The sequence below is a fragment of the Spirillospora sp. CA-128828 genome, from assembly GCF_050945415.1.
GTDB lineage: Bacteria > Actinomycetota > Actinomycetes > Streptosporangiales > Streptosporangiaceae > Spirillospora.
The window spans coordinates 2,016,768-2,042,203 of record NZ_CP191986.1; the positions used below are offsets into that span (position 1 = coordinate 2,016,768).

Consider the following 25,436-nt stretch of genomic DNA (forward strand, 5'->3'; position numbering starts at 1 on the left):
CCTCCTGCCTCTATGATCACGGGTCGTCGCGTGGTGGACGGGGGTAAAGACCCGTGCCCGGGTCCGCGCTCGCGTAAGCTCAAAGCTTCCCCAAGCACTTTTGTCGTCGCGGGCTGAGGAGTGGTCAATGCCGGAGCTGCAGTCGGGAGATCCCCGGCGGCTTGGCTCGTACGAGATCGTCGAACGGCTCGGCGAGGGCGGCCAAGGCGTCGTCTACGGCGGCGTCGACCCCTCCGGGAACAAGGCCGCGATCAAGCTTCTCCGCGCCGATCTGGCCGGGGACACGATGGCGCGCAACCGGTTCGTCCGTGAGGCGCAGGCCGCCAAGCAGGTGGCGCGGTTCTGCACCGCGCAGGTCCTGGAGGCCGATGTCGCGGGCGACCAGCCCTACATCGCCAGCGAGTACGTGCCGGGCCCGTCGCTGTACAAGCAGGTCACCGAGACCGGCCCGATCGGCGGCGCGCCTCTGGACCGGCTGGCGATCGGCACCGCGACGGCGCTGGTGGCGATCCACCAGGCCGGGATCGTGCACCGCGACTTCAAGCCGCACAACGTCATCATGGCGCCGGACGGCCCCCGGGTGATCGACTTCGGCATCGCGCGCGCCCTGGACACCGGGCAGACCAACGCGACCAAGGCGATCGGCACGCCGTCCTACATGGCGCCCGAGCAGGTGGCGGGCGCGACCCTCACCGAGGCCGTGGACGTGTGGGCGTGGGCCACCACGATGGTGTTCGCCGCGACCGGGCGCCCGCCGTTCGGCGACGACACCGTCGTCGCGGTGATCAACCGGGTGATGCACGAGCCGCCGTCGCTGGAGGGCGTCCCCGCCGACCTGCACCGGCTGATCGCGGCGTGCCTGGTGAAGGAGCCGGAGCGGCGGCCGACCGCGCAGCAGATCATGATGGCGCTGATCGGCAGCGGCCCGGGCGGCGGGCGGACCCGGATGGACGACCCGGCGCAGGCCACCACGATGCTGGCGGAGGGTTCGACGCTCGCCGCGGGCGGGCTCGGCGCCGCCGGGCTGGCGGGCTCGACGCACCCGGGCGGCGGGACGCGCCGCGTGGCGCCCCGCGACTACACCGGGGACCTGCCGCCCGCGCGGCCCATGGGCGGAGCCGGCCGTAGCCGCTACGACGACTGGGAGCCCGAGCGCAAGTCCAAGTGGCCGATCTTCGCGGCCGTCGCGGCGATCGCCGTGCTCGCGCTGGTCGTCGGCGTGTTCATGGCGACCCGGGGCAGTAACTCCCCGAACACGCCCAGCACGCCGTCGGTCACCGACTCCGCGCCGACGTCGGAGGAGCCGACGTCCGAGACTCCGACGGAGGAGCCCGCGCCGACGCGCACCCGGACGCGCCAGAACACGCCGCCGCCCCAGACGTCCACCCCCACCGAGGAGCCGACGACGGAGACGCCGACGGAGGAGCCGACCACCGAGACGCCGACGGAGGAGCCGAGCACCCCCGACGGCGGCGACGGCGGGGACGGGGGCACCGGAGCGGGTGGCGACGGCGGCACCGGAGGCGACCCCGGTACCGGCACCGGAGGCGGCTGAGCCGGGGGTGCGGCGGCGCCGCCGGGAAGCGCGGGGGCAGGGCGGTCATCGCCGCGATGCCGGGCCCTGAGTAGGCTCGTTGACTATGAAGGAGCCGCGGATCCTGTTCGTCCACGCCCATCCGGACGACGAGTCCATCGGGACCGGGGCGACCATGGCCAAGTACGCCGCCGAGGGCGCCCACGTCTGTCTCGTCACCTGCACACTGGGCGAGGAGGGCGAGGTCATCCCGGAAGAGCTGCGCCACCTGGCGTCCGACAAGGAGGACAGCCTCGGCGAGTACCGGATCGGGGAGCTGGAGGCGGCCTGCGCGGCGCTCGGCGTCCGCGACCACCGGTTCCTCGGCGGGCCGGGCCGCTGGCGCGACTCCGGCATGATGGGCGGGCCCACCAACGACGACCCGCGCTGCTTCTGGCAGGCCGACGTCACGACCGCGGCGCTGGACCTCGTCCCGGTGATCCGGGAGCTCCGCCCACAGGTCATCGTCACCTATGACGAGCGCGGCAACTACGGGCACCCCGACCACATCCAGGCGCACCGTGTCGCGTGGCGGGCGTACGAGCTGGCCGCCGACCCGTCCCACGAGGACGGCGCCGAACCGTGGCGGGCCGCCAAGTTCTACGCCTACGCCACCCCGCGGACCGTCCTCGCGCGCGCGATCGCGGTGATGCGCGAGGCCAGGCTTCCGTTCGCGCGCGTCGCCGGGCTGGACGAGCTGGGCTCGGGCGTCCCGGACGGCCAGGTCACGACGGTCGTCGACGCCCGTGCGCACCTGCCCGCCAAGCTCGCGGCCCTGCGCGCCCACCGCACCCAGATCGTCGTCGCGCCCGAGCAGGTCGGCCCGTTCTTCGCGCTGTCGAACAACCTGGGCCAGCAGGCGTTCGGCACCGAGTACTTCATCCTCCAGGCCGGCGACCTCGGCCCGGTCGGCCCCGGCCGGCGCGAACGCGACCTCTTCGCCGGCCTCACCGAAGCCCGGCCCTGACCGGAGCCCCGCTCCCTGCCGGGGCGACCCCACGCCGGCCCTGTTCCTGTGGGGGGCGACCCCCACGCCCCCGGGAAGACCGGCCCGGCTCCCTCCGCTCCGCTGGCGCTCCGCTACGGAAACCGGGCCCTGTTCCTGTGGGGGGCGACCCCCACGCCCCCGGGAAGACCGGCCCGGCTCCCTCCGCTCCGCTGGCGCTCCGCTACGGAAACCGGGCCGGTACCCTGAAGCCCGTGGAAAAGGACGACGACGAGGCGCGGGTGAGCCTCGCCAAGGACGGTCTCCCGGCGGACGGCGACGCCGGTGCGTCCGCCCTGAAGGAGGCCGGCGGCGAGCGCCCGCTGGACGCGTTCGTGTCCGGCGCCGCCTACGCGGTCCTCGCGCTGCTCGGCGGGCTGTTCGGCCTGGTCGGCTCGTTCGTGCAGGACTGGTACACCGGCCCCGTGCCGTTCGCGGCGATCGTCCTGGCGGGGCTGGTCTTCGTGATGGCCCGGCTGTGCGGCATGGGCATGGGCGGACGGCTCGGTGCGACGGTCCCCGCGCTGGTGTGGGGAATCGTGGTGTTCGTCATGACGATGCGCCGGCCGGAAGGCGACCTGATCGTCCCCGGGAGCCTGTCCGGATACGTGTTCTTCGTCGGCGGCCTGTTCGCCGCCGTGATCGGGACCATGATGGTGCCCCCGGCGCGGCCGCCGGGGGCGTGGCTGACGGCAAGGGCCGGACGCGCCCGCGAGTAGGGTCCGCCCAGTCAGCCCCGGGCGGACCCCTCACGTCACGTGGCCATCGAGGCCGGTTCCGGATCCATCTTGGCGGAGACGTCGGTCCGGTGCCCCTTGAGGGTGAGGCAGGCCGCGGCGCTGAGGAGGATGACGCCGATCGGCAGCCACATCGTCGGCTTCATCGCGTGGACGAAACCGTGTGAGAACACCTGTCCGGCCACTTCCTGGACGCGGTGCGCGACGCTCGGCGGGACCCCGGCCGGAAGCTGCTGCTTCGCGCCGCTCTGCCCGGCGCCGACCTCCAGGCCGCCCTTCGCGGCGCCCGCGAAGCCCCGCACGAAGCCGCCGCGCATGTCGGCCGGAAGCGCCGAGGAGCGGGCCGTCGCCTCGTCCCGGAGCGAGGACGCGAGCCGGTTCTGCAGGACGGCGCCGACCGCCGCGCTGCCGAGCACCGACCCGACCTGCCGGATCGTGTTGTTGACGCCGGACGCCGCGCCCGCGAGCCGGGGCGGGACGTTCCGGGTCGCCTCGGTGGCCATCGGCGCGAACACGCCGCCGATGCCGAACCCGGACACGACGAGCGGCGCGATGAACGCCGTCCAGTCCGAGCCCGCCCCGGCGATGACGACGATCCACGCCATGCCGGCCGCGTAGAGGGTGAGGCCGGTCATCAGGATGAACTTGCCGCCGATGCGGTCCGACATCCGGCCCGCGACGGGCGCGAGGAACATCGACACCACCGAGGACGGCGCCATCACGAGCCCCGCCTTGAGGGCACTGAACCCCAGCACCGACTGCAGGTAGATCGTCATCGGCAGGAACATGCCGATCATGCCGATCGACACGGCCGCGCCGACGAGGTTCAGGATCGTGAAGTTGCGGTCCTTGAACAGCGAGAACGGGACGAGCGGCTCGCCGTCCTGCTTGCCGCGCTGGTAGACCACGAAGATCACGAACAGTCCGAGCCCGGCGGCGATCAGCCCCCAGATGCCCTCGTTCCACTCGTACTTCTGGCCCTCGGTCAGCGCGAACGTGAGGCAGAAGAGGGCGGCGGACGCCAGCAGGACGCCGGGGACGTCGAACCGGTGCCGGACGGTGCGGGCGTGGCCGGGCAGGATCGGCACGGCCATGGCCAGCACCAGGACACCGATCGGCAGGTTCACGAAGAAGATCCACCGCCAGTCGAGGCTGGTGACGAGCAGGCCGCCGATCGTCGGGCCGGCGATGGTGGACACCCCGGCCACCGCGCCCCAGACGCCGAGGGCGGCGCCGCGCCGCTCGGGCGGGAACACGCTGATGATGATCGACATGGTCTGCGGCATCAGCAGCGCCGCGCCGAGGCCCTGCACCGCGCGGGCGGCGATCAGCTGCGCCGGGTCCTGCGACAGGCCGCACGCCAGGCTGGACAGCGTGAACAGCGCGACGCCGGCGATGAACAGGTTCTTCTTGCCCCACAGGTCGCCGAGCCGGCCGGCGGTGATGAGCAGGACGGCCAGCACCAGGATGTAGGCGTTGACCACCCACAGCACCTCGTCCAGCGAGGCGTCCAGCTTGTCGATCATGCTCGGGATCGCGATGTTCACGATCGTCAGGTCGAGCAGCGTCATGAAGAATCCGAGGGAGAGCGTCAACAGGATCGCCCAGGGATTGCCGCGCCATCTGCTCATGAGGCCCCCTTGTCGTCATTGAGTTGTGGTCGTGGCCGGGGACGGGGGTGGCAGAACGCCCTCGTCTCGTTGTCCTTCCAGGTGAGCCGGCCGGACTCCAGGTCGTCGCCCAGGCCCCGGACGAAGTCCAGCTCGCAGCGCAACCGCGCGATCAGCCACTCCTGGTCGATCAGCTTGTACCGCTCGATGCCCTGCTTGAGGAGGGAGTCGTGGGCCGTCTGGTGCCCCGCGAGCGCCGCCTCCAGGGCGACGGCTCGGCTGCGCAGGTGCCGCGCGACCTCGCTTTCCGGCAGCAGGTTGATGAACGCCAGCCCGGTGCCGAAGAGCGGGAACTCCTCGGTGGGACGGGAGAGCAGTTCGGCGAGCCGGAACTGCGCGGCGTCGCGTCCCGCGGTGGTCACCGCGTAGACGGTCCGCTCGGGCCGGCGGCCCTCCCGGCTCGTCTCCAGCGGCTCGATCAGCCCGCACGAGGCGAGCCGTTCCACCGAGTGGTACAGCGACCCGTGCGTGATCTTGACGGCCTGGTCGTAGGCGTGGTCGCGGATGCGCTGCTGCATCTCGTACGGATGCATGGGCCCGTCGCACAGCATGCGCAGCACGGTCAGCGCGAGCGGTGTGAGGGGTCGGGACATGTCAGCGGCCTTTGGTCGAACTCGATTAGTCCACGTAGACTAATCCAAATAGACCGCTCTTGCCACCTAAGTTAGAGATCGGACATATCCGTGCAGGTCACCGCACCGCGTTCACCGAGTTGGCCGCGCCGTTGCGGGACACGTACTCGCCGACCCGGTCTTCCCGGACGGCGGTGAAGAGCTCGCTGACGCCATCGTCGTCCAGGAGTACGACACTCTGCCCGTCCCGCTCGGCCGTCCCCGCGACCGGCGCGGTCAGGTACTCCATCAGCGACGTCTGGAGCAGCCGGTGCGCGAGGCCGCGCAGCGTGCCGGACGAGACGGAGTCGTCCACGGTCACCGAGCGGGTCGCGGCCCGGATGAACCGGTCGATCTTGATCGGGTTGCGGGTGTCCAGCGCCTTGCCGGCGAGCGCGTGCAGGAACGCCTGCTGCCGCTTGATCCGGTCGAGGTCGCCGCCCGGCAGGTTCCAGCGCTGCCGGACGAAGTCCAGCGCTTCAAGACCGTTCAGATGCCGGTGGCCCGCCGTCCACCTGCGGTCGTGCTTCGGGTCGTAGGTGTCCTTGGTGATGGTGACGTCCACGCCGCCGAGGGCGTCGGTCATCTTCACGAACCCGTTGAAGTCGAGGGCGGCGTAGTGGTCGACGCGCACATGTGTGAGCTGTTCGACCGTCCTGATCAGCAGCGACGGCCCGCCGAACGCGAACGCCGCGTTGATCTTCGACATGCCGTGCCCCGGGACGGGCACCCGGCCGTCCCGGGGGATCGAGATCAGCGACACCCGGTCGCCGCCGCCGGACAGGTGCACCAGCATGATCGTGTCGGCCCGGGCGCCCATCGAGGGGATGTCCGCGCGCCGGTCGGACCCGATCAGCAGCCAGTTCTCGCCGCGCCCGGTGGAGGAGGGACGCCCGGCCCCGGTGGGCAGCGCGCCGGCGACCCGCCTGACCCCTCCGTCGTACGCGTGTTGCAGCAGGTAGAGACCGCCCGCGAGCAGCAGCAGGACGCCCACCGCCAGCCCGCCGCAGCCGATGACCACCCGGCGCCCACCCCTGATCCGCAGCATGCGCCCACCCTGTCCGGGGCGGTGGACCGGGTGGGCGCGCCAGGCGGGCGGGGGGCCGACTCTTTGACGAATGAGGGGTTTGCAGAGGGGTTGCCGCCGGGCGCCGTTGACCGGCGGCCGCCCCGCACGTCAGCCCTTCAGGGCGATCTCCAGCTGGTCGAGCGCCCAGTCGAGGTCCTCGCGCGTGATGACCAGCGGCGGGGCGAGGCGGAGCGTGGTCTCGTGGGTCTCCTTGGCGAGGACGCCGAGGTCCATGAGCCGCTCGCTGACCGGGCGCGCCCTGCCGTGCAGCTCGACCCCGGCCCACAGGCCGCGGCCGCGGACCTCGCGAACGAGGTCGCCGGGCAGCCGGCCGAGCCGGTCGTGCATGTGCGCGCCGAGCGTCCGGGACCGGTCCTGGTACTCGCCGGTCTTCAGGATCGCGATGACCTCGCGTGCGATCGCGCAGGCGAGCGGGTTGCCGCCGAACGTCGAGCCGTGCTGGCCGGGCTTGAAGACCCCGAGGACGTCGCGGTCGGCGACGACCGCGGAGACCGGCATGATGCCGCCGCCGAGGGCCTTGCCGAGGATGTAGACGTCGGGCACGACGTCCTCGTGCTCGACGGCGAACGTGGTGCCGGTGCGGCCGAGCCCGGACTGGATCTCGTCCGCGATCATCAGCGACCCGTTGGCGGTGCACAGCTCCCGCACCGCGCGCAGGAACCCGCTCGGCGGGACGTTGACGCCGGCCTCGCCCTGGATCGGCTCGATCAGCACGCCGACCGTGGCGTCGTCCATCGCCGCCTTCAGCGCGCCGACATCGCCGTACGGGACGGTCCGGAAGCCCGGCGTGTAGGGGCCGTAGGAGTCGCGGGCGTCGGGGTCGGTCGAGAAGCTGATGATCGTGGTGGTGCGGCCGTGGAAGTTGCCCTCGAACGTGATGATGTTCGCCTGGTCCGCCGGGACGCCCCGGACCTCGTAGCCCCACTTGCGGGCGGTCTTCAGCGCGGTCTCGACGGCCTCGGCGCCGCTGTTCATCGGCAGCACCATGTCCTTGCCGCACAGCTCGGCGAGCTCGGACACGAACGGGCCGAACTGGTCGTGGTCGAACGCGCGGCTCACCAGCGTGACGCGGTCGAGCTGGCGGCGGGCGGCCTCGGTCAGCCGGGGATTGCGGTGCCCGAAGTTGACCGCCGAGTAGGCGGCCAGCATGTCGAGGTAGCGGTGGCCCTCGGCATCGGTCAGCCACACGCCGTCCGCCTCGGAGACCACGATGGGAAGGGGGTGGTAGTTGTGCGCGCTGTGGTCCTCGGACATCGCTCGCAGCTGATCGGTCGGCGTCACGACGCTCCTTCGCGCTTCGGTCCGGCCGGTCGGCCGGGCATGGCTGGGACACCGGACGGGGCCCGGTGTCTGGGGGAGGAGGCCGGGCGGGTCAGGTGGCCGCCGGTCCACTTCCCAGCGTATGTTCGGAAATGACTGACGACCAATGACGAAAACCTACTTGGGGGGTGTTATTTGTTGCGTCTTGACGAGCTTGACCGTCGAATCGTTGCGCGGCTCTTGGAGGACGGCCGCGCGTCGTACGCGCAGATCGGCGACAAGGTCGGGCTGTCGGCTCCGGCGGTGAAGCGGCGCGTCGACCGGCTCCGCGCGGACGGCGTGATCAACGGCTTCGCGGCCGTCGTCGACCCGGCCGCCCTCGGCTGGACGACCGAGGCGTTCATCGAGATCTTCTGCACCGGGGCGACGTCCCCCGACGAGATCTACTCCAGCGTCCGCGGCCACCCCGAGGTCGTCGCGGCGTACACGATCAGCGGTGACGCCAGCGCCCTCGTGCACGTCCGGGCCCGCGACATCCAGCACCTCGAACAGGCCCTCGAACGGCTGCGCCGGGAGAACAACATCACCGCGACCAAGACGGCGATCGTGCTGTCGCGGCTGATCGGCCGCCCCACCGACGCGCCCTCCCATGGCTGAAGCGTCGGTGCCATTACCGGCCAGTAGGCTGCCGGGCATGGACTTCGCGACCGCTGACCTCATCGACGACTTCGGGGACGAGCTGCGCAGCTGCGAGACGCAGTTCCGGCAGTACGGGGCGCGGACCGCGTTCGCCGGCCCGGTGTCGACCGTGCGCTGCCACCGCGACAACGGCCTGGTGAAGAGGCTGCTCAACACGCCCGGCCAGGGCCGCGTGCTGATCGTGGACGGGGCCGGCTCGCTGGCGTCCGCGCTGATGGGCGACATGATCGCCGCGGCGGCGGTGGCGAACGGCTGGGCCGGGGTCGTGATCAACGGCGCGGTCCGGGACGTGGCGGCGCTGCGCGGGCTCGACCTCGGCGCGAAGGCCCTCGGCTCGAACCCGCGCAAGAGCGCCAAGGACGGCGCGGGTGAGGTGGACGTCCCAGTGACGTTCGGCGGCGTGGAGTTCCGTCCGGGCGACTGGCTGTACAGCGACGAGGACGGCATCGTCGTCGCCGAGCGAGAGCTGCCCCTGTGACCTGGGCGCATCGTGCGACATGCCAGGGCATTCGACGCAAGATCGTCTAAGTCGGCCGTAGCCGGGCGGAATCGCCTGTCCTACCTTCACTCAGCAACCCACCTGAGGCAGGGGAGACATGCGCGCCAAGAAGATGCTGCTGGTGCCCGCGGCGGCGATGGGGCTGGTCGTGGGACTCGCGGCCGTGCCGGCCGCCGCACAGCCGAGGCCCCCGATCCCGAAACCGACCGCGAACCCCTGGCAGATGCGGCACTGGCCGCAGACGCAGCCGTGGCAGCGGGTCCAGCCGTCCGCCCGCACCTTCGCGGCGGGCGCCCCGCGTCCGGCCGACCCGCAGAACTACGAGCTTCCCGACACGATGACCTGGGACGACTACAGGTCCATCCCGGGGACGTCCTGGTCGGATCCGGCCCGCAAGGGGTCGGTGAAGAACTTCAACGGCGCGGTCGTGCTGGTCGACTACCCGAACCAGCCCTTCGAGGTGACGCAGCCGAAGAACTCGTCCATCTTCGGAAACCCGACCAAGGTCGGCGACGTCCCGCGCGACCAGGTCGCCAAGTTCTACCAGGACTTCCTCAACAAGCCGCAGGAACTGAACCACGGCCACACCCTCCACGAGTACTGGATGGAGGACTCCGGCGGCCGGTACGGGGTGAACCTCACCGGGTTCGGCGCCTACCGGATGCCCGCCAAGGACCACGAGTACGGTGTCGACGGCATGCAGGGCGGGACCGGCTGCCCGGCGGGCGACACGTGCAACCGTGACCTGCGCAAGGACGCGCGGGCCGCGTGGGTCGCCGATGTCGGCGAGGAGGCGGCCGGGAAGTTCGACTTCGTGTTCTTCCTCAGCGCCGGGCAGGACGAATCGTCCACCTGGCAGGAGTTCGGCGAGATGAAGTTCGGCACGAAGGAGCAGGTGCCGAACGAATGGGGGCCGGGCGACCCGAACCTGCCGAACTGGGTGAAGACCCGGTACGTCCCATGGACGTCCTGGCAGTCGGGCTCGACGATCTGGCCGAACGCGATCGCGGGCGTCTCCTCCACGCAGGCGGAGAGCTCCGGCATGTCGGTGTTCGCGCACGAGTTCAGCCACATCATCGGCGTCGGAGACAACTACAACAACCCCTACGGCGACCCGCCGCGCCGCGCTTACAGCGGGCCCTGGGACATGCTCAGCCGGGGCACGTTCAACGGGCCGGGGGGCCCGCACAGCCGCTGGACGATCCCGGCGACGGGCGGCGGCTCGATGGGCGCGCAGCACATGCTCCGTAACAAGTTGAAGCTGGGCATGGTGAATCCGGACAACGTCCTCCAGTTGAGCCGGGACGCGCTCGCCTCCTCGGGCATGGTCGTCGCCAGGGTGACGGCCCGTTCCGTCGATCCGGGCAAGAACGGTCTCGCCGGCATCAATGTGAAGCTCGGCGAGGGCGGCGACAAGAGCCCGGCGTGCGACACCGACACCGACCCGCTCTGCGACGGGGGCGGTTACAACAACTACACACTTGAGGTCGTCGACCGGATGGGCACCGACTCCTTCACCCCTGACTCGGGCGTCCTGCTGGCGAAGACCAAGGACGAGGACCGTGCCCCGTTCATCTGGGTCGAGGACGCCAACCCGCAGGACATCGACAAGGTCGACTTCGTCCTGCCGGACGGGACGCCGCAGAAGATGACGATCGGCGACTACCGCCAGCTGTCCGACGCCCTCTACCACGCGGGGACTAACTCCGGCAGCGAGTACGAGTACGTCGACCAGGCGAACCGGCTGCACTTCTACGTCCTGAACCTCAAGCGGGACAAGAAGGGCGTCCTGTCGTACACGGTCGCGGTCAGTTCGCTGGACGGTGCCGGGCCGCAGCGGCGCGGCGTGAAGGTCGACCCGGGCCGCGCCCGGCCGACCGGGGCCGGCTGGACGAAGTGCACGATGACGCTCCGCAACACCGGCCAGGGTGGGAGCGGCCGCAACGGCTCCGACGTGTTCCGGCTCAAGGCCGGCGTGTCCGGTGACGGCTGGACGACGTGGCTCCCGAACGAGCTGGCCACCGCGCCGGTGAAGGGCCGCACGGCGGTCGAGGTCTGGGCGAAGCCCAAGCCGGGCGCGCACCGGAACGCGACGCTGCGGCTGACGGGGACCTCGGAGAGCGACCCGTCGAAGACCGACTCCGGGACGTGCCGGCTGCGCTGACCCCTTTCTCGAACGGGGCGGTCCCCATCGGGGGCCGTCCCGTTCCGTACGTCCAGGCCGCGCGCGGGGCGGACGTAATGGAGAACGCAACACAAGTTGGATTTCCCAAGGTCATTTCGGGGTCGTCCGTTGTGTCCGGCCGAGTTATGTTGCGGACTGTGATGGTTTTGCAGCGTACAGTGACCGGAATCCGGCGACCGGGCATCGCGGTCCTCGCCGCCGGCGCCTCGCTGGCCGCGCTGGTAGCCGCCGTCCCCGGCGCGGCGCCCGCGGCGGCGGCGCGGGCGACGGCGGCCGCCGCGCCCCTGAACGCCCGCGACTTCGATCTGCGCCGGGGTGCCGACCGGAGCGAGCCGCTCAGGGCGCTCGCCGGCAGGCTCCGCAGCAGCAGCGTCGACGGGCTGCTCCGCTCGTCCGGCCAGAGCAGGATGGGCCGCGGCTGCGGCAAGGCGGCCGCCGTGCCCGCGCACTCGCTCGTGTACTGCTTCAACAAGAAGGACACCGTCACCCACAGCTGGGTTCCGCAGGGAGTCACGACCGTCTCGGACGCGGTGGCGGGCGAACGGTGGGCGGGCGGCGGCCGGCCGATCATCGTGTCCTGGCACAACGGCGGCAAGGTCAGGCTCACGTTCGTCAATCCAGGTCGGCGCACGTACGCGCACGTCCTGCTCGTCGCGCCGGTGATGAGGGGCGGGCAAGCCGACTACACCGACATCGGCATCCACGCGGGCGGCATCGCCTGGTACGGCAACAAGCTGTACGTGGCCGACACCCGCCACGGGGTGCGTGAGTTCGACATGCGGCAGATCTACGACCTCGCCAAGAGCAGGGCGGGCTCGACCCATCACGCGGACCGGGTCGGGCTGCACGGCGGCAAGTACCACGGCCACGGCTACCGCTACGTGATGACGCAGACGAGCAGTTGGGAGTTCGCCCACGGCAAGGTCGGCGGCACCTGCCGGGGGTCGGGCCCGCTGCGCATGTCGTGGGTCGCGGTCGACCGCACGACCAGGCCGCACGTCCTCATCGCGGGCGAGTTCTGCCGGTCGAACTGGGCGCGCGGCCGGGTCATCACCTGGCCGCTGGCGGCGCTGTCCGGGGGCGGCATCGCCCACCCGAACGGGGGCGCCCGGCTTCCGGCCGACAGGATCCAGGGCGGGGTCAGGACGCACGACCGCTGGTGGTTCACCCAGGGCCGCGGCGGCCGGCGCGGCCGTCTGCTGGCGACCCGCTACACCCGGCGGGGCTGGTCCCACGTGAAGCACCGGACGATCTCCCACGGGCCGGAGGACCTGTCCTGCTACCGGGGCCGGCACCGCGTCTTCACACTCGCGGAGTGGCCGGGCAAACGGGCCCTCTGGGCGTTCCACGCGGCGTCCTGCTCCTGACCTCGGCGTCACGCGTTGACGGGTGTCCTGGTCTGTTCGGTCTCCTTCGCGGGACGACGCCGGACCTGGGCGAGCGCGACGGTGCCGAGGGCGCCGACGCCCAGCGCGGCCCCGATCCAGCCGATCGACGGGTAGCCGAGCCCCGCGTCGAGCGCGAGCCCGCCGAGCCATGGCCCGACCGTGATGCCGATGTTGAACGCGACCACATTCCCGGCCGCGACCAGCGTCGGGGCGCCGTCCACCAGCCCGAACGCCCGCGAGTTCAGGGTCGGGTTCGTCCCGAAACCGACGAAGCCCAGCAGGAACACCAGGACCATGACCGGTACGGGTGACTGCGCCACCAGGGCGAGCAGCACGGACACGACCGTGAGCCCGGTGAACCCCGCGTACAGGGTCGGGACGCCCCACGCGTCCGCCGTCCGTCCTCCGGTCGTGATGCCGATGAGCGCGCCCACGCCGTAGAGCGCGAGCACCCCGGGTACCCACGCTTCCGCGATCCCGGTCGCCTCCGTCAGGAACGCGCCCAGGTATCCGAAGGTGACGAGGAGCCCGCTCGTGGCCAGCGCCGTCGTCCCGTACAGGAGCCACAGCCGGGGGACGGCCAGCGCGCGCACCTCGTCCCGCACCCGGGGCGGCCGGCCTTCCGAGCGCCGGGCGGGGATCGTCGCGGCCACCCCCGCCATCGTGGCCGCCGACATCGCCGCCACCGCCCAGAACGCCGCCCGCCAGCCGAGATGCTGGCCGACCACCGTCCCGGCGGGCAGTCCCACGATCGCCGCGACGGTGAGTCCGCCCGCGACGATGCCCATCGCCTTGCCGCGGACGTTCGCCGGGACGAGGTCGACGGCCGTCGCGGCCGCCACCGCCCAGAACCCCGCGTAGACGAACGCGCCCACCACCCGCATCGCGAACAGCGTCCAGTACCCGGGCGTCAGCGCGCTGATCGCATGGGTCAGCGCGAACACCGCGAGGAACGCCAGCAGCGCCCGCCGGTGCGGCCAGCGCAGCGTCAGGACGGCCAGCACGGGCGCGCCCACGAGCATCCCGATCGCGAAGGCCGAGATGAGCAGCCCGGCGTCCGGCACGGACACCCCGAGGTCGTGCGCCATGCCGGGCAGCAGGCCCGCCAGCATGAGCTCCGACGTCCCCTGCGCGAAGATCGCCAGCCCCAGCACGTAGACGGCCAGTGGCATCGGTGTCGCCTCCTGTATTGGATTGATCAGTACAAAATTGGGATGTGAAAAAGGGCGGCCCGCGACCGCCCCGGCTCAGATACCGCTCATCGCCGTGTCGGCGATCGTCCGCAGCGTGTCCCGGCCGGCGCCGCCGCGCGCGGCCACCTGGATGCCGCTGATCGTCGAGATCATGTAGTGCGCCAGCGCGTCCGCGTCCTTGCCGGCGTCGATCTCGCCGGCGCGCATCCCGTCCTCGATCGCCGCCTTCAGGGTGGCGAACCGCCGCCGCCGGTCCCGTTCGAGCCGCTCCGCGAGGCCGGGGTCGTGCGGGCCGAGCTCCACCGTCGCGTTCACCACCAGGCACCCGGACGGATCGTCCTCGTCCGGGGCGACGGCCCATTCCAGGACGGTCCGGAGCCGCTCGCGCACCGGCCCGTCGCCGTCCTGGAGCAGCTCGATGAGCCGGGCGGTGCGCACGTCCATGTAGTGCGACAGCGCTTTGACGAACAGCTCACGCTTGCTCGCGAACGTGTTGTAGATGCTGCTGCGCCCGAGCCCGGTCGCCGTGCACAACTCCTGCGTGGACGTCGCCTCGTACCCGGCCGTCCAGAAGGCCCGCATGGCCGCCTCGACGGCCCGCCCCTCATCGAACTTCCTCGGCCGCGCCATGCCGTCACCGTAACACGTTATGGACAGCTCGATCCAATACGGGACCACGGGGACCGGCCGGGGTGACGGCTAGGGCGGTGTGAGCCGGACCAACCGCGCGCTCCCCGGACGTGCCAGGACGGCCTGGTCACGAGGGAGCGGGCCGCGCAGCGTGGACGGCAGCTCCCACGAGTCCGCCTCCTGACCGTCCGCATGCCCGGTGAGCAGGACCGGGGCACCGATGTCGCGCAGCGTCTCGACCAGCGGATCTCTGGGTTCGCCGAAGCTGATCTGGTGCCGGGACACGATGAGGCGCAAGCCGTTCGAGGGACCGGCCCGGAGCAGCGGCAGGAGCGGGACGAGCGGATCATCCTGGAGCAGCCACCGGCGGTTCCTCACGATCAGGTACACGTCGGGGCCCTGTCCCGTCATCCCCCGGTGCTCAATCTTCCCGATGGCCTCCCTGAGGCGACGGTCGAATTCTTCGGCGGCGCTCGAAGCGCCGCTGCCACCCGACGTGGCCCCGCCAACGTCGGAGAGATGGTCTTCGCCGTCCAGAAAGTAGATGTGACCCTGGGTGCGGTTGCGGATCTCCTGGTCCAGGTAGAACAGCAGCCTCGCCTTTCCGGAGCCGGACGGACCGGAGACCAGCAGATGGCGATCGGTCTCGAAGTCGATGAACACGGGCTCGCCCGTGCCGGGGTCGGTCCCGAGCCGCACCGGCCCTCCGCCCGGCCGGGACGTGGGGACGATCCCGGCGGAGCGCGGCGGAGGCTCCGCCTCGAAGGCGCTGATCCACCTGAACCGTTCGGCGAACTCGGGGATGGCGCGGCGTAGCTCGCCGAATCGATCCGGGTCGCCGCAGAGGACCATCAGGGTTTCGTCGTGCTCGTACTGCATCACCGAGAGCAGGCTTTCGATCGTCTCCCGGCGGAGGTAACCGGTCTCCGCGTCCTGCCCCCGTCTGTCATGGACGAAGGCGACGCTGCCCCGGTTCCTCCTGAAGAGGTCCGCGACAGTTGAAGCGGGATCGGCGCCGAAACCGCGCTCGCCGTACGCCAACCTGAAGAATTGGCGGTCGCCATTCGGGAGTACCCCGAGTTCCTTGAGCAATTCCCCGTACAGCTCCGCCGTCGTGGACATTTCCGAGCTGAACGGGGCCGGGAAGATCAGGTGGCGAAGCGCGAGCGGACTGCCTGAGCGCACGGTTTCGGCATCGGCCCCGAGAATTTCTCGCAGGGCCGTCCGCACCGTCTCGTTCTCGGTCCTCGCATCGATCTCGGAGATCATGCCGTCGAGGTGGGCCAGGCTTTCCGCCTCCTCGGAAAGTGCGGAACTCTGCCAGCGGTCGCGCGCTCGCCGGACGAAGTCGTCAATGGCGGCCCTGGGTGGATCTTCCGCGACGGTGAATCTGTGCGGGGAGCCGCCGCCGGCGAGGAGGTAGGCCGTCCGGCCGTCGTCGGGGAACGCAACGCTCGCCTGCCCGAGGACGCGCTGGAGTTCGGCGGGCAGCAGCGGGCTCGCCGCGATCCGCCAGCCAAGGAGGGGCAGGAAGCGGTCCCAGATCGTGGCGTTGTCGACGGTGGAGGAGGTGAGCAGCAGTTGCACGCCGAGGGCTCTGCCCCGCTGCGCCAGCGACAGAAGCGTTTCGCCGACTTCGCGCCTGCTCGGCGGGAACGTCAGCGACACGTCCGCCACCACCAGCAGGCGCGGCTTCTCGGGGGAGGCGGTGGCGGGCGCGACGGCGGGCTGGTCGCCGGGCCGGTAGCCCGCGAAGAAGTCCCACCAGGCCTGATCGACCGAGTTCGGGTCCTGGCGGTACTGCTCGTACAGCTCCTCGACCAGCCACTCGTTGGTGCCGAAATCCGAAGCCCCCGGGAATCTCCCTGACGGTGCGGAGGCACGGGCGTCCAGCTCGCTCGACAGGAAATCGAAGAGCCGCTGGAGTTTCTCCGGCCATCCCAGCAGCTCCTCGTCGGAGAAACGGACGTGCGGGAGGTCGATCGGTTCGCCGAGTGGATGCTCGCCCAGGCCGGCGAACACGAACGTGAAGTCCGCCGGGGAATGCGCGGCAGCGAGCGCGAGGGTGATGGCGCGCACGATTCTCTGGCGGGCTTCGGGGGTGCCCACGATCAGGCCGTGCGGAATCCCAGCGGAGGCGTCGAGTGGATAGAGGCTGACGACGTTTCCACCGGTGTCGTAGCCGATCGCAGGGTTCCGTGGCGTGGCCGCCGGGCGAGCCCACACCTCATGGAACCTTTCCCCGGGCCCGCCCCCGTTCAAAGCGAGAACGTCGAGCTGGGGCGGGGGTGAGTCTGGGCGCGCTGAAGCCGTCGGTTCTCCGGGCCAGGGAAGCCGTTCCGCCTCCGGGCCGCGTTGGCGCATCAGCTCCACGATCGAGGCACTGGTGTCGGGGGATATGTGTGCGGGCTCAAAGGCAGGACGGGCTTCCTGCGCGAAAATGTGGAGGAACGCCAGGTGATCTCCCCGTTGGCTCGGGGACCCGATGTTCCAACCGGCGAAACCGGTGATGGAGGAAGGCGGGAGCGAATCGTTCGGCGAGCAGAAGAGGAATTTGATTCCGTGTGCCGGCCCCTCCTCGCAGAGCGCGGCGAGGGGGGCGAGCAGGTCGGGGCGCGCGGCCAGCAGGGGGCCGGCGTTGTCGATGATCACGATGAGGGCGGGCAGCGGATCGAGCGGCCAGCCGGCGGCGATGGCGGCCTGATACTCGTCCCACGACGTGACCCCGGCGGCCCGGAGGGCGGTTTCGCGGCGCCTCCGTTCGGCCTCCAGCGCCCCCGGAAGCCCGCTTATCAACGGTGAGCCCGCAGACCCGGTGTGGACGGCCGCGGCGACGTGGGGGAGGCTCCCCAGGTCGGCGAAGGGCGTGCTCCTGGTGAAGTCGGCGAACACGAAATTGACCATGTTCGGCGAGTGGTTGAGCGCGAGGCTGAACACGAGGGTCCGAAGCAGCGCGTCACGAGCGGGGCGGGGACCGTTGATCAGTCCGTGCGGGAGATCGGGGTTGCTGTGCAGGACGTCCACCGACACCAGATCGTCGCCGTCCGCGCCGATCACCGTGGGCCGCGGACGCCGGTCCCAGTCGTCCCCGATGAGTTCGTCGACGGGTGTGTCGAGGAGTCGCAGCAGGTCGGGGGGCGCGGCGGGGACCGAGGACGGGGTGAGGTGAGAGCGGGTCCGCGGGGTGAGGAGGGCGAAGTGGTCGGTGTCGGCGGCGAGGGTTATGTGGCCGCCGTCGGTGGGGAGGAGGGCGCGGAAGGTCTCGGCGGACGTCCCGGCGCGGCGTTCGATCTCGGCGGAGACGGCTTCGAGGACGTGGCGGGTGTGCAGGGCCTCGGGGCGCGGCAGCGTGTCGAGGAGGGCCTCGCGGGCGCCGGGGACGAACTCGTACCGGACGCCGCCGATCGGGCGCAGCAGGCCGCTGAGCAGGACCTCCGCGAGCTGCCCGGGCCCTGAGCCGCCGAGGATGCGGTGCTGGATGAGGCGCATCACCGGCAGGGACGGGACGGAGACCGCCACGTGCGCGGCGAGCTCGGCGGCGTCCGGGGAGGCCGTGGCCAGGAAGCGGCGGACGCGCTCGGCGATCGGCAGTTCGTGCTCGCGCCGCACCGGGGCCGTCCCGGATGGGCGGGACGGCAGCACCGCGACGGCGGCCGGCTGCGGGTCCGAGCCGGAGACCAGCCGGGCCCACGCGCCGAACCAGCGCGGCGTGATCTCCAGGACGGGAACGGGCACGCCGGGCCCGGCGGTGCCGTCGTACGGGGTGAAACGCAGGTCCGTGTTCGGCGCGCCCGGGCGAGGGAGGACGGCGAGGCCGGGCGAGGTGGGGGCGGCGGTGCGCCGCCAGAGGCGTTCGGCGAGGGGCTGGAGGATCGCGACCGGCCCGGCCTGCGCCCAGCGGCGGACAGAGTGCACGGCGCGCCCGTTCCACCAGTGCGGCCCGGAGCAGTCGCTGAGAACGAGCACCGCCTGGCGGCCGGACGCGTCCAGGAGGGTGCCGGGATCTTGTCGCGGCGCCTCGGGTGTCGAGGCTATGCGGCCCGTCCCGTCGAGATAGCCGACGTGGACGTCCTGGAAGGCGCCCTGGCGGAGGAGCGCATCGGCCAGCTCGCGCGCGAGGGGACGCCAGAGCCGCATGGGCGGCCCGGTGTCGACGACCAGGCTCAGGCTGAGCCAGCGCTCGGGCGATGGGACGAGGACCGGCGTCCACAGGCGGGTGTCGGCGATGCGCGCGGCGGTCGCCTCTTCGTCCAGCTCACGGTGGTGCCTGGACGGGACCCGGCGCTTCAGCGGACGCAGCGCCCGCTGCACGCCGAGCGGATCGGCCAGCATCGGCGCGGTCGGGACGAGCACCTCGGACGCCTCCCCGGCCGGTTCCGCCGCGGCGGCGGGGCGCGGATGAAGCCCCGTCAGCGGTTCGGAAGCCGGTGGCGGCGCGGGGGTCGGCGGCGGCACCAGGCCGGGGGCGTCCGCGGGTTCATCGGGGGCCGGAGGCGATACCGGCCGGGCGGGGAACGCTTGCTCCGGGGCGGGAGAGATGTGGCAGGCGAGCCACAGCATCTCGCTCAGCTCGCGGGCGTCCGGCGGCGGCCCGACGGCCGACAACGCCTCCCGCAAGCGTTCAACGTCACTCACGGGGGGTGGCCCCGCTCCGGTCAGTCGTCATCGATGGGCCCGGTCAGGTAGGGCATGATGCGGTCGGCCAGGGCGCGGCGGTCGTCGGTGTCGGCGTGGCGGCACAGGTAGACGGCGTTGAGGAGCTGGTCGGTCGCCAGCGTGCCGGACGTGGAGCGCTCGAAGAAGCGGCGGACGAGGTCGTCGCTCTGGTCGGCGAGCGCCCCCAGATGCTCCCGGACGATCGCGGACAGCTCGGCCTCGCCCGAAGGCTGCCGCAGCTCGACGGTGACGCAGCGCCGCAGGAAGGCGGGCGGGAACTCGCGTTCGCCGTTGCTGGTCATCAGGACCAGCGGGAACGCGCGGCAGCGGACGGTCCCGGCGGTGACGGTGACCCGCGAGCCCGGCCCGTCGGCGGTCATGACCTCGGCGGACGGGTCGGCCCGCCGGCTGAGTTCGGGCAGCTCGTACTCGCCCTTCTCGAAGATCGTGAGCAGGTCGTTGGGCAGGTCGATGTCGCTCTTGTCGATCTCGTCCACGAGCAGCACCCGGGGACGCTCGTAGGGGAGCAGCGCGGTGCCGAGCGGCCCGAGCCGGATGTAGCGGCCGATGTCCTCTTCGCGCGGCGCGTCGTCGCGTCCCGCCGCGTAGAGGCGGGTCAGCGGATCGTACTGGTAGAGGCCGTCGCGCAGGGTGGTCCGGCTGGTGATGGGCCAGTGCAGGACGGGCCCGAGACCGAGCTCGTGCGCCACCGCGTAGGCGAGCGTCGACTTCCCGGTGCCGGGAACCCCCGTCACCAGCAGCGGACGACGCAGATACAAGGCGGCGTTGACCTGCTGCACGGCATCGTCCGACGGGCGGTACGTGGTCGCCTGGTGCTCGTTCCCCGAACCACCGGACGGGATCGGCAGGACGGGTCCGCCGTCGAACGCGCGCCAGGGCGGCGGTGGAGGCAGCCGGTCGATGCCGTCGTGCGTGCGACGGCTCCCGTTGTAGAGCAGCCAGTCGGGCACCTATACCTCCATGGCGAGCGGGGGGTCGGGAAGCCGGGACGGATCGTCCCACAGCAGCGTCAGGTCACGCCCGCAGTGCGGCGTGCCCTTGGGGGCGATGAGGGCGGCCTTGCGCAGGGCGAGCGCGACCTGCGGCAGGTCGCCGGGATGCTTGTCGCCCACGGCGGCGGTCAGCTCGTCCAGCACATGGTGCCCGCGGCAGTCGTCATGGGACGACGCGTCGCAGGGGGTGCGCGTCCACAGCATGACCGGGATGCCGTTGTTGAGCGCGGCGGTCAGCCAGCTCTTCACCGGACGCGACCCGTACACGAGGACGCAGAAGTCGATGTTGGCCTCAAGCCAGTCCTGGAAGTCGCTGCCCTTGCGTGGCGCGTCGCACGCGATCGGACGCGGCTCGCTGCGGCCGCGCTCGTTCAGCAGCCGCCAGCGGTGGTGGGCCTGGTCGCGGCGGATCGAGTCGGGACGCAGCCGCTCCACGTCCCGCACCACCACCGGGTACTTGCGCATCGGGATCCGGTTGCGCGGGTCGACGTACCACTGCTCGAACGGCTTGCCGAGCCAGCTCTCCGGCACCGCGAACTCGATCATCCAGTCGCGGCCGAACAGCGCGGGCGCGAGCGCGGCGACGCCCGCCTCGACGACCGGCCGGACCCGCTTCTCCGGCACGCGTTCGGTGGGCCGTCCCGGGCCCTCCGCGCCGTCGATCCAGGTGTGCACGGTCACGTCGAAGGCGTTGTCGAACGTGACCCGCTCCAGCCGGACGATCACCGACGCGGGCCCGTACCGCGGGGCGGCCGGCCCGGCACCGGGCAGATGCCGCGCGGACCACGCGGTGAGCCGCCGCCGTCCGGCCTCGTTCAGATGCGGTCCGAGCGTCGCGACGTACCGGACGAGCCGCTCTTCCTCCCAGCCCTCCGCGACATACCGCACGGAGCCCCACGCGGACCGGAACCCGCCGAGCGCGGGCCGGCCGGTGATCCGTTCGATGTCGGCGGCGAGCGGATCGGTGAACCGCACGCCGGCCAGGAGTTCCCGCAGCTCACGCCGCGCGTCCGGGGTGAGCCACCGCAACGGCAGCAGATCGTCCAGCTCCTCCCAGTACGCCCGGATATGTGTGATGGGGAGCATCCAGCCGAGGTCGGCCCGGCCGTCGTGCCGCAGCTCGGCGTTCGTCACCATGCCGATGACCTCGCCCGTCTCCGTGTCGTACACGGCCGAGCCGCTGTAGCCCTCTTCCAGCCAGTCGCCTGGCCCCGTCTTCAGTTCCCACCATTCGCGCCGCATGCCGCGATGCGGGAACGTCGTCACGGAGGCGTGCCGCTCGTTCTGGTCGCGACGGCGCGGGAACCCGCAGACGCCGAACGTCCGGCCGCCGGAGGTGCGTTCGTGCAGCCCGTCCGGAACGGCCAGCCGCGCGGCGGCATAGGGGACGGGCTCCCGCAGTTCGAGGACGGCGACGTCGCCGGGGTCCCCCTCCCGCCGCCAGTCCCCGGACCGCACGACCCTGACGGGCAGGTCCTCAAGCAGCCCGGGGAACCCGACGCGCGCCTCGTCCAGCCCCTGGACGGTATGGGCGCAGGTCAGCAGCCGCGTGCCGGTGACGAGGAACGCCGCGCCGAGCTTGCCGCCGGACGGAGTTCCGACCCAGGCTCGCCACTGCCAGTCGTCCACGATGCGGCTACGCCTCCTCCGCGGGCCTCGCCGGCTGCCCCCAGGTCATCTTGACCTTCAGATGTCCCTCGACGGACGTCTTCGCGATCACGGCGCCGGCCGCCGCGTTGAGCTTGACGCCGAACTCCAGCTCGACGGTGTCGGGGTTGAGGGCGCCGCCGCGCAGCGACGCGAGCGCCGCCTCCGCCGCGTCCCGGACGTTCTGGAACGCGTCCTCGAACCTGCCCGCCGCGTCGTAAATCAGGTCACCGGCGCGGGACACCGACTGGAACCCCGGTTCCTGGTCGTCGCTCTCCACGACGATCGTGCCGTTCTCGGTCTGCCAGCGCACCAGTTCGTTCACCCGGCAAATTTAACAAGATCATGCGGCCCGGGGTGCTTTGCTGGAAGGACCACGGCCACAGGAGGACATGGTGATCACGGTCGACCAGGTGCGGGCCCTCGCGATGACGCTGCCGCGCACGTCCGAGCACCTGATCAGGGACCGGGTGAAGTTCCGCGTCGGCGCCATCGTCTACGTCGCGTTCTCGCAGGACGAGACCGTGATGGGCTTCGCCTTCCCCAAGGAGGAGAGGGCCGCGCTGGTCGAGTCGGAACCGGCGAAATTCCACTTGCCGGGCGAATCCGACTTGCGCTTCAACTGGGTGCACGCCTGGACGGCGGCGCTCGACGAACCCGAGATGCGCGAACTGGTCATCGAGGCGTGGCGGATGGTCGTCCCGAAGAAGGTCGCCGCCGCCCGCCTCGGCCCTCAGGACGGCTGACGCCCGTCGGCGGGCGGCTCGTGCCACTCGGGGGAGAGCGCGGCGTACCGGCCGATGTCGTCCGCCGCGGCCAGCAGCGGACGGGTCAGCCGGCGGGTGGGCAGGTTGCCGGTGCGTCCGGTGACGCCGATACAGCCGATCAGCGAACCGTCCGGGCGGCGCAGTCCGGTGGCGACGCAGCTGAAGCCGAGCAGGGACTGCTGGTGTTCGACCGCGATGGCCGTGTCGCGGACGGCCTGGAGTTCGGCCAGGAAGCGCGGCCACGAGGTGGTGGTGTGCGGAGTCCGCGGCGCCGGCGGCCGGCCGCGCAGCCCGTCCAGCAGGCCGGGCCGGTCGGCCAGCAGCACGTGCCCCAGCGCGGACGCCTGGAACGCGGCGCTGCGGACGTCGTCCGGCCAGCTCGCGTGCCGCATGTCGGAGGCCCGGTTGACGCCGAAGGCGGTGGTCATGAGGCTGACCCCGGAATCGCCGACCTGGCATACCCAGACGATCTCTCCGGTGCGGGCGAACAGGTCCTGCACGTGCGGGGTGGCGGCCTGGAGCAGGCCGTGCTGCACCGCGGCACGCGTGCCGAGATCCAGCAGATGCGGGCCCAGCAGGTAGCGCCCGTCGGCGCGCCGTTGCAGCATCCGCCGGGCGACCAGGTCCGCGGCGATGCGGCGGACCGTGGGCTTGGGGATGCCGACCTCCCGCGTGAGCTCGGCCAGCGTCACCGGCCGGCCGTGGGCCGCGACCGCGTCGAGGACGGCGACGACACGTCCGGTCACGGTGCGGTCGTCCATACCACCCATGGTCGGGCCTGCGCGGACGGAAAGCCACCGGATCGGGTCACTCAGTGACACGCTCCTCTGGCGTTCCGTGGCCGGTTTCGGTGACCGTGGCGGAGGCGGCAGAGTCTCACCTGGGGGAACCATGCCATGAACCAGCCCCACCGTCCGGCGGCCCGGCCCGCGAGCGTCCGGCCCAACGTCCTGTTCTTACTCGCCGGCCTGATCCTCATCCTCGCCGGCCTGGCGGCGATGCTGGGCGGGCTGCTCTACGGGGCCCAGGCGATCCTGGGCGCCGACCTGCGCCCCGGCGATCTGGGCGATGCCGGAGACGACCTGGAGCCGCTGGTCAACGGCTTCACCGTCGTCATCGTCGGCTGCACGGTGATGACGATCGGCCGCTACCTGTGGCGCGGCGCGCGCCGCCGCGGCGCCCGCGACCGGCTCGGCCGGCTGCTGATCATCCTCGGGTACCTCGTCATCTGCGCGGCCATGGTGATCATGATGCGTTTCATCCTCTCCGCGCTGGACACCGGCGACCTGGGCGAAGGGGAGAAGATCCTCTTCCGGGGACTGATCGTCTGCGCGGTGGTGGCCGTTCCCGGCCTGCTGCTCGCCCTGCCCGGTCTGCGGATGGCGAGGGAGCAGGCGCTGATGCAGGGCGAGGTGGAGGTCGACCGTCCCGGCCCGCCGCCTCCACCGCCGCCTTGGCGGCCGTGACGCGGCGGCCGTCTGCTCAGACACCCCATGTCGTTGGATGTCAAGCGGCCTGGGGTTGGGCGTGATGTGACCAGGCGGTTGCTTCGTCGTAGAGGGTTCGGGTCTTGAGGCATCCGTGGAGGATGCCGACGAGGCGGTTGCCGAGTTGGCGCAGCGCTGGGTTGAAGCCGGCCTCGCGGGTGCGTTGTTTGTCGTAGTAGCCGCGGGCGCCCGGTGAGGCCCGCAGTGAGGCGAATGCCTGGGTCTGCAGGGCGTCGGCGAGCCGGTTGTTGCGCACGTAGCGGGCCTGGACGGTGTGGATCTTGCCGGAGGCCCGGGTGATCGGGCTGGTGCCGGCGTAGTTCTTGCGGGCTTTGGCGGAGGCGTAGCGGGTGGGGTCGTCTCCGAACTCGGCGAGCACCCGGGCGCCGGTGATCTCCGCGATGCCGGGCATCGAGAGGTAGATCTCAGCGTCCGGGTGCGCTCGAAAATGGGCCTTCACCTGCTCCTGCATCGCGGCTATCTGCTCGTTCAGCGCGATGATCACACGGGCGTGAGCGGTGGCGGTGGCAGCGTAGGCGGCGGTGAGTGGCTCGGGCAGGCCGAGCTGCTGTTGGCGCAGCGCGGTCTGGATCGTGGCCGCTTTGGCGTCCCGGTTGCGTCGGCGGGCGCGGGTCAGGACGGCCGTGATCTGGGTGCGGGTCAGCTTCGCCCCGGCCGCCGGGGTGGGTGCCTTGATCAGCAGTTCCAGCGCGTCCGTGCTGGTCAGGGCCAGGCTGGCGTAGGCGTTCAGGGCGGCGGGGAAGTACTCCCGCAGCGTGCTGCGCAGCCGCTGGAAGGTGCGGGTGCGTTCCCAGATCAGAGTCTGGTGGGCGCGGGCGACGACCTTGACGGCCTGGGCCTGGGCGCTGTCCCCGGCCACCGGCCGCAGCTGGGCCCGGTCGATGCGGACCATATCGGCCAGCGCGTGCGCGTCGCCCTTGTCGCTCTTGGCGCCGGAGGAGGCGTACCGCTCCTTGAACCGTGCGACCTGCCGGGGATTGATCGCGTAGACCTGGTATCCAGAGGCGACCAGAGCCTGCACCCACGAGCCTCGGTCGGTCTCGATTCCCACGATCACGTCGGCCGGGTCGAGAGCCTCGCCGCCGTACTTGGCGACAAGCTCGTGGAGCCTGGCGACGCCGTCCACACCCTCGGGAAGCCGGGCGGCGGCCAGCTTGCGGCCGGATGGGTCCTGGACCTCGACATCGTGGTGGTCCTCGGCCCAGTCATCGCCGATCAACAGCAACGGATCTCTCCTGGTCAGCTACTTCGCTTGTCGTGCAGCCTGCGGAAGACACGGCTCGCGGCCTAATGGATCCAGTGCTCACGCCACACCTGGCGGGCAC

Annotated in this window: 21 protein-coding genes; 9 read left to right on the top strand and 12 right to left on the bottom strand. The window is 71.6% G+C overall.

Annotation, left to right across the window (positions count from 1 at the left end; translation table 11 throughout):
- Positions 1 to 127 precede the first annotated feature (127 nt).
- From ACQPXG_RS10135 to ACQPXG_RS10145, 3 genes are all read left to right on the top strand, one after another.
- Positions 128 to 1,555, top strand: a complete 1,428-nt coding sequence (locus ACQPXG_RS10135) for a serine/threonine-protein kinase (RefSeq protein ID WP_433467377.1) — start codon at positions 128 to 130, stop codon at positions 1,553 to 1,555.
- 85 nt (positions 1,556 to 1,640) lie between these two features.
- The gene (gene mshB / locus ACQPXG_RS10140; protein WP_433467378.1) at positions 1,641 to 2,540 is read left to right on the top strand and encodes an N-acetyl-1-D-myo-inositol-2-amino-2-deoxy-alpha-D-glucopyranoside deacetylase; all 900 of its coding nucleotides are present in this window, start codon (positions 1,641 to 1,643) and stop codon (positions 2,538 to 2,540) included.
- 233 nt (positions 2,541 to 2,773) lie between these two features.
- Complete coding sequence (locus ACQPXG_RS10145; protein WP_433467379.1) at positions 2,774 to 3,277, top strand: DUF6113 family protein; 504 nt, start codon at positions 2,774 to 2,776, stop codon at positions 3,275 to 3,277.
- 35 nt (positions 3,278 to 3,312) lie between these two features.
- Here ACQPXG_RS10145 and ACQPXG_RS10150 read toward each other — a convergent pair whose 3' ends face one another.
- The 4 genes from ACQPXG_RS10150 to rocD all read right to left on the bottom strand — a co-directional run bounded on the left by ACQPXG_RS10150 (position 3,313) and on the right by rocD (position 7,920).
- The gene (locus tag ACQPXG_RS10150; RefSeq protein ID WP_433467380.1) at positions 3,313 to 4,926 is read right to left on the bottom strand and encodes a DHA2 family efflux MFS transporter permease subunit; all 1,614 of its coding nucleotides are present in this window, start codon (positions 4,924 to 4,926) and stop codon (positions 3,313 to 3,315) included.
- Positions 4,923 to 5,558 (bottom strand): PadR family transcriptional regulator, encoded by a 636-nt coding sequence (locus ACQPXG_RS10155; protein WP_433467381.1) that lies wholly within the window; start codon positions 5,556 to 5,558, stop codon positions 4,923 to 4,925. The genes ACQPXG_RS10150 and ACQPXG_RS10155 overlap by 4 nt, the downstream gene beginning before the upstream one ends.
- A 97-nt stretch (positions 5,559 to 5,655) precedes the next feature.
- A complete protein-coding gene (locus ACQPXG_RS10160) occupies positions 5,656 to 6,624 on the bottom strand; it encodes an LCP family protein (RefSeq protein WP_433467382.1) in 969 nt (322 codons plus the stop codon).
- A gap of 129 nt (positions 6,625 to 6,753) precedes the next feature.
- Positions 6,754 to 7,920 (bottom strand): ornithine--oxo-acid transaminase, encoded by a 1,167-nt coding sequence (gene rocD / locus ACQPXG_RS10165; protein WP_433469936.1) that lies wholly within the window; start codon positions 7,918 to 7,920, stop codon positions 6,754 to 6,756.
- Between the two features lie 204 nt (positions 7,921 to 8,124).
- On the opposite strand from rocD, the gene ACQPXG_RS10170 reads away from it, so the two are divergent.
- The 4 genes from ACQPXG_RS10170 (at position 8,125) to ACQPXG_RS10185 (ending at position 12,676) form a co-directional block, all read left to right on the top strand.
- Entirely contained in the window at positions 8,125 to 8,583 is a 459-nt protein-coding gene (locus ACQPXG_RS10170; protein ID WP_433467383.1) for an Lrp/AsnC family transcriptional regulator, read from the top strand.
- A 37-nt stretch (positions 8,584 to 8,620) separates the two neighbouring features.
- Complete coding sequence (rraA, locus tag ACQPXG_RS10175; RefSeq protein ID WP_433467384.1) at positions 8,621 to 9,103, top strand: ribonuclease E activity regulator RraA; 483 nt, start codon at positions 8,621 to 8,623, stop codon at positions 9,101 to 9,103.
- A 118-nt stretch (positions 9,104 to 9,221) separates the two neighbouring features.
- Positions 9,222 to 11,288 carry a M6 family metalloprotease domain-containing protein gene (locus ACQPXG_RS10180; RefSeq protein ID WP_433467385.1) on the top strand — a complete coding sequence of 689 codons (2,067 nt, stop codon included), beginning with the start codon at positions 9,222 to 9,224 and terminating at the stop codon, positions 11,286 to 11,288.
- A 158-nt stretch (positions 11,289 to 11,446) separates the two neighbouring features.
- The gene (locus tag ACQPXG_RS10185; protein ID WP_433467386.1) at positions 11,447 to 12,676 is read left to right on the top strand and encodes a hypothetical protein; all 1,230 of its coding nucleotides are present in this window, start codon (positions 11,447 to 11,449) and stop codon (positions 12,674 to 12,676) included.
- An 8-nt stretch (positions 12,677 to 12,684) separates the two neighbouring features.
- Here ACQPXG_RS10185 and ACQPXG_RS10190 read toward each other — a convergent pair whose 3' ends face one another.
- The 6 genes from ACQPXG_RS10190 to ACQPXG_RS10215 form a co-directional block, all read right to left on the bottom strand.
- Complete coding sequence (locus ACQPXG_RS10190; protein ID WP_433467387.1) at positions 12,685 to 13,869, bottom strand: Cmx/CmrA family chloramphenicol efflux MFS transporter; 1,185 nt, start codon at positions 13,867 to 13,869, stop codon at positions 12,685 to 12,687.
- A gap of 75 nt (positions 13,870 to 13,944) precedes the next feature.
- Positions 13,945 to 14,520 (bottom strand): TetR/AcrR family transcriptional regulator, encoded by a 576-nt coding sequence (locus ACQPXG_RS10195; RefSeq protein ID WP_433467388.1) that lies wholly within the window; start codon positions 14,518 to 14,520, stop codon positions 13,945 to 13,947.
- Positions 14,521 to 14,589: 69 nt separating this feature from the next.
- Positions 14,590 to 19,155: an SAV_2336 N-terminal domain-related protein gene (locus tag ACQPXG_RS10200; protein WP_433467389.1), complete on the bottom strand. Its 4,566-nt coding sequence runs from the start codon at positions 19,153 to 19,155 to the stop codon at positions 14,590 to 14,592.
- Between the two features lie 20 nt (positions 19,156 to 19,175).
- Positions 19,176 to 20,147 carry an AAA family ATPase gene (locus ACQPXG_RS10205; protein WP_433467390.1) on the bottom strand — a complete coding sequence of 324 codons (972 nt, stop codon included), beginning with the start codon at positions 20,145 to 20,147 and terminating at the stop codon, positions 19,176 to 19,178.
- The gene (locus tag ACQPXG_RS10210; RefSeq protein ID WP_433467391.1) at positions 20,148 to 21,818 is read right to left on the bottom strand and encodes a trypsin-like peptidase domain-containing protein; all 1,671 of its coding nucleotides are present in this window, start codon (positions 21,816 to 21,818) and stop codon (positions 20,148 to 20,150) included.
- Positions 21,819 to 21,825: 7 nt separating this feature from the next.
- A complete protein-coding gene (locus ACQPXG_RS10215) occupies positions 21,826 to 22,161 on the bottom strand; it encodes a CU044_2847 family protein (protein ID WP_433467392.1) in 336 nt (111 codons plus the stop codon).
- 67 nt (positions 22,162 to 22,228) lie between these two features.
- On the opposite strand from ACQPXG_RS10215, the gene ACQPXG_RS10220 reads away from it, so the two are divergent.
- Positions 22,229 to 22,582, top strand: a complete 354-nt coding sequence (locus tag ACQPXG_RS10220) for an MmcQ/YjbR family DNA-binding protein (RefSeq protein WP_433467393.1) — start codon at positions 22,229 to 22,231, stop codon at positions 22,580 to 22,582.
- Here ACQPXG_RS10220 and ACQPXG_RS10225 read toward each other — a convergent pair.
- Positions 22,570 to 23,364, bottom strand: coding sequence for an IclR family transcriptional regulator (locus ACQPXG_RS10225; protein WP_433467394.1), 795 nt, complete (start codon positions 23,362 to 23,364; stop codon positions 22,570 to 22,572). The genes ACQPXG_RS10220 and ACQPXG_RS10225 overlap by 13 nt on opposite strands.
- Before the next feature lie 135 nt (positions 23,365 to 23,499).
- Between ACQPXG_RS10225 and ACQPXG_RS10230 the strand changes: the two genes are divergently transcribed.
- A complete protein-coding gene (locus tag ACQPXG_RS10230) occupies positions 23,500 to 24,069 on the top strand; it encodes a hypothetical protein (RefSeq protein ID WP_433467395.1) in 570 nt (189 codons plus the stop codon).
- A gap of 40 nt (positions 24,070 to 24,109) precedes the next feature.
- Here the strand turns inward: ACQPXG_RS10230 and ACQPXG_RS10235 are convergent, their stop codons facing one another.
- On the bottom strand, positions 24,110 to 25,336 hold the full coding sequence (locus ACQPXG_RS10235) for an IS110 family transposase (RefSeq protein WP_433464118.1): 1,227 nt from the start codon (positions 25,334 to 25,336) through the stop codon (positions 24,110 to 24,112).
- Positions 25,337 to 25,436 lie beyond the last annotated feature (100 nt).

What these genes read in the sequence shown, in the direction of transcription:
- ACQPXG_RS10220 (WP_433467393.1), top strand. Translation starts at nt 22,229, where the DNA reads ATGGTGATCACGGTCGACCAGGTGCGGGCCCTCGCGATGACGCTGCCG.
- ACQPXG_RS10180 (WP_433467385.1), top strand. Translation starts at nt 9,222, where the DNA reads ATGCGCGCCAAGAAGATGCTGCTGGTGCCCGCGGCGGCGATGGGGCTG.
- rraA (WP_433467384.1), top strand. Translation starts at nt 8,621, where the DNA reads ATGGACTTCGCGACCGCTGACCTCATCGACGACTTCGGGGACGAGCTG.
- ACQPXG_RS10195 (WP_433467388.1), bottom strand. Translation starts at nt 14,520, where the DNA reads ATGGCGCGGCCGAGGAAGTTCGATGAGGGGCGGGCCGTCGAGGCGGCC.
- ACQPXG_RS10160 (WP_433467382.1), bottom strand. Translation starts at nt 6,624, where the DNA reads ATGCTGCGGATCAGGGGTGGGCGCCGGGTGGTCATCGGCTGCGGCGGG.
- mshB (WP_433467378.1), top strand. Translation starts at nt 1,641, where the DNA reads ATGAAGGAGCCGCGGATCCTGTTCGTCCACGCCCATCCGGACGACGAG.
- ACQPXG_RS10225 (WP_433467394.1), bottom strand. Translation starts at nt 23,364, where the DNA reads ATGGACGACCGCACCGTGACCGGACGTGTCGTCGCCGTCCTCGACGCG.
- ACQPXG_RS10135 (WP_433467377.1), top strand. Translation starts at nt 128, where the DNA reads ATGCCGGAGCTGCAGTCGGGAGATCCCCGGCGGCTTGGCTCGTACGAG.
- ACQPXG_RS10150 (WP_433467380.1), bottom strand. Translation starts at nt 4,926, where the DNA reads ATGAGCAGATGGCGCGGCAATCCCTGGGCGATCCTGTTGACGCTCTCC.
- ACQPXG_RS10230 (WP_433467395.1), top strand. Translation starts at nt 23,500, where the DNA reads ATGAACCAGCCCCACCGTCCGGCGGCCCGGCCCGCGAGCGTCCGGCCC.
- rocD (WP_433469936.1), bottom strand. Translation starts at nt 7,920, where the DNA reads ATGTCCGAGGACCACAGCGCGCACAACTACCACCCCCTTCCCATCGTG.
- ACQPXG_RS10190 (WP_433467387.1), bottom strand. Translation starts at nt 13,869, where the DNA reads ATGCCACTGGCCGTCTACGTGCTGGGGCTGGCGATCTTCGCGCAGGGG.
- ACQPXG_RS10155 (WP_433467381.1), bottom strand. Translation starts at nt 5,558, where the DNA reads ATGTCCCGACCCCTCACACCGCTCGCGCTGACCGTGCTGCGCATGCTG.